This is a genomic window from Elizabethkingia argenteiflava (assembly GCF_009904105.1).
Classification (GTDB): domain Bacteria; phylum Bacteroidota; class Bacteroidia; order Flavobacteriales; family Weeksellaceae; genus Elizabethkingia; species Elizabethkingia argenteiflava.
This window is the reverse complement of sequence record NZ_JAAABJ010000102.1, coordinates 1-6,826: the sequence shown is the minus strand read 5'-3', so window position 1 is coordinate 6,826 and position 6,826 is coordinate 1. Positions and strand designations below refer to the sequence as shown.

The following is a 6,826-nucleotide window of genomic DNA, read 5'->3' as shown; positions in this document are numbered from 1 at the left end:
TGTTATTTTACTTATGCGCGGGTTAAAAGAAATGCTTTGTGGCATTAAAGTTATTCTAGCTGATGGTGGTTATCGTGGGGAAATAGTAGATCTGGTAAAAAAGGGGTTTGGATACATTATTCAGGTTATTTTAAGGCCTGATAAGCAAAAAAAGAATTTTCAGCCTATCCATAAAAGATGGATTATTGAAAGAACATTTGCTTGGTTTGATAACGATCGAAGATTATGCCGAATTTATGAACTGCTAATCGAAAATGCAGAAGAAATGGTTAAAGTGGCCGCTATAAAACATTTATTGAACAAAATTTAAACAGGATCTAAGTACAATATATATCTTTATAATACCTCTTATATCGATTATAAATATTAATTACCTGTTCTTGAGCATACCCCCCAAAGCCTGCATCATTTCATTTTCGACTTTTAGCCTTACCAAAGCTTTTATCCGACCATAAGTAGTTGAATGAAAATCCACCACCTTTGCATTAAACTTATTGAGTAGGGTAAAAATCTGATTCTGATAACCAAAATCGAACTCTAAAATCAATGTTTTTTCTAGTTCCTTAGTCACGATCTGAGCATAGTCGAGAATTTGTTTAGCCGATTCCTTATAAACCTTCACCAGACCACCTACCCCCAGTTTAGTTCCTCCATAATAGCGGACGACAATCAATAATACATTGGTAATATTGTGTCTCAACAATTGATTGTAAATAGGTAATCCGGCGCTTCCGGAAGGTTCTCCGTCGTCATTGGCTCGATAATTTTCACCTTTGAGACCTAAACGAAAAGCATAACAATGATGAGTGGCCTTAGGATGCAATGATTTAATTTCCTCAAGTCTTTGTTTTAACTGCTCTTCATCCAATACGGGATAAGCATAGGAAATAAATTTACTCCCCTTTTCTTTAAGGATTACATCTAATATGGGTCCATCAATGGTATTATAACTGTAACTAGATTCCAAAATTATATATTTTTATAAATCTTTAACTGGTTATCTCTCAATTGTTCTATACTAAATTCTCTATGTGTGAGTCTGGGTGATTTTGTACCATGATTCAGGTGTAAATTTTCGGCCGTAAAAACCCAAGCTTCATCCCAAAGTTGTTGTTTTATAAATTGATGTAGGGTATAAGCTCCGCCTTCTACAATAACCGATTGTATTTGCTTTCTGTATAAAATATCAAGTAAAGGGGTTAATAAATTCTGATCAAAACCAAGGCTTATCCAATGTAAATTTGCTTCTGATTTTTGCTCTTTTTCGTTTATAATTAGGGTAGTTGCTTCTTTATTTAATACCTTGTAGTTGCTGGGAATACAAAGTTTTCTATCCAAAATGATACGTATGGGATTATTACCTTTTACTTCTCTTACCGTGAGATCTGGATTATCATTTAAAACGGTTTGAGTGCCCACTAAAATTGCATGCTCGTCTGCACGCAATTGATGACTTTTTTGAAGAGACAAATTATTGCTGATTTTATAAGGACGTAAGTCTTTATCCATAAAGCCATCTGCAGATTGAGCCCACTTCAAGATAATGTAAGGTCGTTGTTTACGATGGAAAGTAAAAAAGCGCTTGTTAAGATCTTCACATTGCTGATGCAGAACTCCTGTGATTACCTCAACACCCGCTTTTTCTAATAGGGCCTTTCCCTTTCCATTTACCTTTTCGTGAGGGTCCATACTTCCTATAACGACTTTTGGAATACCCCATTCTATAATTTTCTCTGCACAAGGTGGTGTTTTACCATAGTGAGCACAAGGCTCTAAAGTAACATATAAGGTACTAGTGGTAAGCTTTTCTTTATCCTGAACACTATTCATAGCATTGATTTCAGCATGCGGCTCCCCAGCTTTATGATGCCAGCCCTCTCCTATAATACGACCCTGTGAAACGATAACGCTCCCCACCAAGGGGTTGGGATAAGTATTTCCCAAAGATTTACATGCCAACTGTATAGCACGCTGCATATAAGTGTAATGTTCTTGTTGCATATGTAAAAATCCAACATCGACAAAAACATCAATGTTGGAAAGATTTTATGTGTACGTTATTCTCTATTCTTCTATCAACTCCTCCCCTTCCTGATCGGAGGCTTCAGCCTTTGGGTTGTCATGATCTGCAATCATCTGATGTAGCTTGGACTTTAATCCTTCCAGTTCCTCTTTCTTGGTATCTAAACTTTGATACGTAGCTTTTAAAAGAGGATTTTCTCGGGTAGGATTGGTAAAGAATGCGAGGTTATTTTCGAGTTTGGAGATTTCCGCTTCAGAGTCTGCAATCTGATTTTTAATTTTCCGAGCTTTATCTGTAAGTTGTGTCTCTGATAGATTGCCATCCGAAAGTTGATAATCTTTCATCTTATTTAGCCTCATCTTACTTTTGAGCACCTGATTGAATTCTGTATTAATACTGATCTTATCTCTAGGAACTTTACCTATAGAATTCCATTCATTTTTAATCAGGTTGATATCCTCTGTACTATTCTCTCCCTCTTCGATATCTTTAAGACGTTCTAGAAGTTCTTTTTTTCTTTTATAATTTACCCTCCAATCGTCGGTGGAAGCATCTCCTTTTTCCCTGAATTTAGAAAAAAAGTAATTACAAACCTCCCTAAATTCATCCCAAATCCGATTGGATTGGCTACGAGGTACATGACCTATGGTCTTCCAATCTTCTTGAAGCCTTTTAAATAATGGTACTGCTACATCCCAGTCTTCAGAATTCTGATTATCTTTTGCGATCTGAATCAATTGTATTTTCCGCTCAAGATTCTCTTGCTGATTTTTCTTTAAACCTTTATAAAAATTATTTTTAGAGGCATTAAATCCGCGTAATGCTTCTTTAAAATCTGTCCAATTCTGATTGGAAAGTTTCTTAGGGACACTCCCCAAAGATATAAAACTATTCCTCAGTTCTTCCACTTTCTTTATAGCTTCCTGCCAATAAGAGTGTGAGGCTTCTTTTTCAGGTATAGATAGTTTTTTAAGCTGGTCGATAATTTCATTTTTTTTATCGAGATTCACTTTTTGTTCAATTTCAATCTGTGCAAAAAGCTCTGCTTTTCTCTGGTGGATAAGATTAGAGATCTCTTTAAACTCTTCCCATGTGCTGTCTCGGAATTCTTCGGCTACAGGCTCCGCTTCTTCTTTCCATAATTTATGAAGATACTGCAATTCATTGAGCGCCTTTTGTACTACAGGCTCTTCAATAAGCTCTTTTGCACGCGCTATGATGTGTTTTCTTTTCTCTAAATTATGCGCATATTCTTGCTCCCTATATTCTTTATTAAGATCCAACATCTGATAAAACTGATTGAGATGATGGAAATAGTCATTATTAAGCGTTTTAAATTCAGATTTGGCAACTTGCCCCGCTTGCTGCCATTCTTCTTTAACTTCCCGAATAGCTTTAAAAAGGTTGGTTCCAGGTTCTGTATTGGTATACAGATTTTTTAGCTTTTCAATAATAGATCGCCTATGGGATAAATTTTCTGCATTTTCTTTTTCTATCCCTTTGTGATAATCTTCTTGTTTTTCTTTGAAAATATTTATTAAAGCATTGAATTTTGAACGCAAAGGTGATTGATAATCAAAACTCTCCTCATCGCCCCCATCAGCTATATAGGCTTGCTTTTTATCTTTTACTTCGTCATCCCATGCGCTGTTAAACGCATCACGCAACGCATAAAACTCTTTACTCATAGCACCTGCCTGAGTAGAATTAACAATTTTTTCTGCTTTCTTGGTAATGTCTTCCATAGAAAAATGCGTATAATCCTCACTATGCAAATCTTGATCTTCATCTACCTCCCGATCTCCGTCGAAAAAAGTATGATGGATAACAGGATGCTGCTGTGAGGAATGTGCGTCCTGTTGATTTTCTTTTAATTTTTCATCCTGTTTATTGTCTATTGAAGCCATAACGAGTTTATTTAAAAATGCGCAATTGCTAACATTACCTTTAATCGCTATAAATATATTGTATTTTTATTCTAAATTCCAAATTTCCCATGCTTTTTCTGCCTGCTGTTCAAGCATATAATAACCATTTACTGTTTTCGACCCCTTTTCGGCGGCTTTTTTAATGAATTTTGTATAATGGGGATTGTAGATAAGATCAATAATAAGGTGTTGCTGAGAAAGTCCCTCAAAAGGAAATTCAATACAGTCTTGAACATGAGGAAAAGTCCCTACAGGCGTGGTCTGGATGATTAAAGGATGTGCAGAGACAGTAGCAGATTTGAGGTTATCAAAATTTAAAGCCCCCTTTCTTGATACTGTTGTATGTGGGATGTGATGTTGATCCAATATATATTTAACAGCCTTAGCAGCCCCTCCATCCCCCAATATAAGGGCCGCGTTATGTCCCTGCGTTTTATGTGCCAGTAAGGTTTTTTCAAAGCCAAAAACATCCGTATTAAAACCTTTTTTCTTACCACTAGAAAGAATTTTAACCGTATTTACAGCCCCAATTTTGGAGGCTTCTGGGCTCAATTCATCCAAAAGTGGAATGATCTGTTGTTTATAGGGAATCGTTACGTTAAAGCCTTTCAAATGGGGATTTTTAAAAAGTAAATCCACCTGATCAATACAGTCTAAGTCGAATAAAGTATAAGTATAGGACGAAAGCTCCAGTTTTTTAAATTTATCTTCAAAATATCTTTGCGAAAAAGAATAGCTAATATTTTTACCGATTAATCCTAATTCAAGGTGTTTTTCCATGCTTCAAAGTTAGAAAAACACCCGCAATATTTAAAGATTAATTTTTAATTTGAGCTTGATTTCCCCGCGAAAAAAACCAAGAGACAATGCCTCCAAATAAAAATGCTATTGCCGCAACAATAAAATAGTTTTGCCATTCTATTTTTACAGGAAAAGGAAGCACGTCAGTAGCCTTAAATAAACCTAACTGCAACTGTAAATAACAAATCACAGTCCCTACAAAAAGTCCAGATAATACCCCAAAGATCACGATCAATAAGCCCGTATTAAAATAAATATTTCTTAGTTTAGACAAAGTCATCCCCATTGAAATAAGGGCTTTTGCCTGCTCTTTTTTATCCAACTGAATAATGATAACCGCTCCCGCAAGATTAAAAGTGGTAATCAAAATTACCAAGCCAAAAATAAGATAAATCATTAATTTCTCAGTATTAATCATTTTCCAAAAAGCAGCATTTTCCTCTTCTTTCGTTTTTAGTATAATCCCTGTTCCTAAACGTTCAGAAAGGCTTTTTCTGACCTCATTGGCCTTCTCCGGATTCTTGAGCTTCATCACAATACTATAAGCCGTATTTCTGGGAAGCTGCAAAAGTTGAGCTGTAAGCTCTAAAGGCGCCACTATATAATTGGCCAACGGCCCTTGGCTAGAAAAAACACCCGTTACATAGAAATCTTTTTTATTGAAAATATCTTCCTGTTTGCTAATAAAACCTACGCCAGGGCGCGGCATTAATATCTGGGCGTAATCGCTATCAGAGTTCACGGGAACCCCCAATCTGTCGCTTAACTGACTCTCCATTACTACTTCATTGGAATATTTAAAAGAAGGATATTTCCCAAAAAAAACATTCTTGTCTATAGGATTTACCTGAGTATAGGCAGAGTCTACTCCTCTTAGGTATATAATTTCTCCCACTCCTTTGTAATGGATATAAGCTTTTTCTTCAATAACTTTTGAAAAATGAGCAATTTCAGGCTCTTGGCTTAAAATTTTGGTTACTTTGGCTACATCCTGAATACTTTTTCCTTTCTTAGAAGATAAAGTTAGATCGGCATGAATATCCGATATCATCTTTTTATTAAGATCTATAAGAGCTGAGAAAACTGACACGATAATAAACATGGCCGCTACTGCTACCATCATTGCAAAAGCAGCTAAACCGGTGATAAAACTTACTGTCTGACTTCCTTTTTTAGAAATCAGATAGCGCTGTGCAATATAAAATGGGGTCGATTTCAACTTTTATAAAATAGGATTATCTCCCTCTCCTTTTAATTCTTTCTCCACCCTTTCTGCATCATCCAATGTAGTATCTAAATAAAAATTTAACTGAGGTATTACCCGCACTTGCTTTGCCATTTTCTGTCCTATAAAGTTGCGGTAAACAGTTTTATTCTCTTCTACCTCTTTCATCACCCCTTTTCTCAACTCTGGAGGGAAGATACTTAAATATACCTTAGCTATACCTAAGTCTGCACTCACTCGAACACCTGAAACCGTAATCAACAGACCCCGGCCTGCATTCGCAGCTTGCTGGCGAAAAAACTCTGCTAGATCTTCTTGTATTAGTTGTCCTATTTTTCTTTGTCTGTTACTCTCCATAATATTGCAAATTTAAGATTTTTGTTTTAATTTTTTTCTTGTTCTTTTTTATTAGTTTATTTTACGGAGAACCTACTATCATTAAAAAAACAAAGCAATCCTTGTTATATTTTAGAATACTGAAAATAAGCATATTATATTTGTAAAATTTAAATCCAAGGACATGGGAAGATATTTTTTCTAAAAAAAGCTTTATTTTTTTTGTATTTCATATAATTTTATTAAATTTGCACACCGATAAAAACAAAGGTATATAAATAACTTTTGATTTTAGGCCCTATAACTCAGTTGGTTAGAGTAGCTGACTCATAATCAGCAAGTCCTTGGTTCGAGCCCAAGTGGGGCCACTCTAAAAAAACCCTCGCAAACCCTCTCCCACAAAGGGTTTGCAGGTTTTTTAAATTTACTTTTTTAGCATTGCGGTTTACAAACGTTAATAAAATCGTTAATAAACTAGAGCAATGAAACGCAGCAAAATTTTACTACCAAATG

At 35.4% G+C, this 6,826-nt stretch carries 7 protein-coding genes and 1 tRNA gene; 2 read left to right on the top strand and 6 right to left on the bottom strand.

Features of this window, described 5'->3' with window-relative positions:
* Nucleotides 1-310: transposase (locus tag GNY06_RS00580; RefSeq protein WP_166518340.1), on the top strand; the 310-nt coding region annotated here is incomplete at its 5' end.
* Between the two features lie 60 nt (nucleotides 311-370).
* Here GNY06_RS00580 and GNY06_RS00575 read toward each other — a convergent pair.
* The 6 genes from GNY06_RS00575 to rbfA all read right to left on the bottom strand — a co-directional run bounded on the left by GNY06_RS00575 (nucleotide 371) and on the right by rbfA (nucleotide 6,334).
* The gene (locus GNY06_RS00575; RefSeq protein ID WP_166518339.1) at nucleotides 371-967 is read right to left on the bottom strand and encodes an IMPACT family protein; all 597 of its coding nucleotides are present in this window, start codon (nucleotides 965-967) and stop codon (nucleotides 371-373) included.
* A 2-nt stretch (nucleotides 968-969) separates the two neighbouring features.
* A complete protein-coding gene (gene ribD, locus GNY06_RS00570; RefSeq protein ID WP_244614319.1) occupies nucleotides 970-2,001 on the bottom strand; it encodes a bifunctional diaminohydroxyphosphoribosylaminopyrimidine deaminase/5-amino-6-(5-phosphoribosylamino)uracil reductase RibD in 1,032 nt (343 codons plus the stop codon).
* Nucleotides 2,002-2,064: 63 nt separating this feature from the next.
* Nucleotides 2,065-3,930: a DUF349 domain-containing protein gene (locus tag GNY06_RS00565; RefSeq protein WP_166518338.1), complete on the bottom strand. Its 1,866-nt coding sequence runs from the start codon at nucleotides 3,928-3,930 to the stop codon at nucleotides 2,065-2,067.
* A gap of 66 nt (nucleotides 3,931-3,996) precedes the next feature.
* A complete protein-coding gene (locus tag GNY06_RS00560) occupies nucleotides 3,997-4,731 on the bottom strand; it encodes a shikimate dehydrogenase family protein (RefSeq protein ID WP_166518337.1) in 735 nt (244 codons plus the stop codon).
* A 37-nt stretch (nucleotides 4,732-4,768) separates the two neighbouring features.
* Complete coding sequence (locus GNY06_RS00555; RefSeq protein WP_166518336.1) at nucleotides 4,769-5,971, bottom strand: ABC transporter permease; 1,203 nt, start codon at nucleotides 5,969-5,971, stop codon at nucleotides 4,769-4,771.
* Nucleotides 5,972-5,974: 3 nt separating this feature from the next.
* On the bottom strand, nucleotides 5,975-6,334 hold the full coding sequence (rbfA, locus tag GNY06_RS00550; RefSeq protein WP_166518335.1) for a 30S ribosome-binding factor RbfA: 360 nt from the start codon (nucleotides 6,332-6,334) through the stop codon (nucleotides 5,975-5,977).
* 273 nt (nucleotides 6,335-6,607) lie between these two features.
* Here rbfA and GNY06_RS00545 point away from each other — a divergent pair.
* Nucleotides 6,608-6,681 (top strand) — tRNA-Ile (locus GNY06_RS00545).
* The last annotated feature ends 145 nt before the right edge of the window (nucleotides 6,682-6,826 follow it).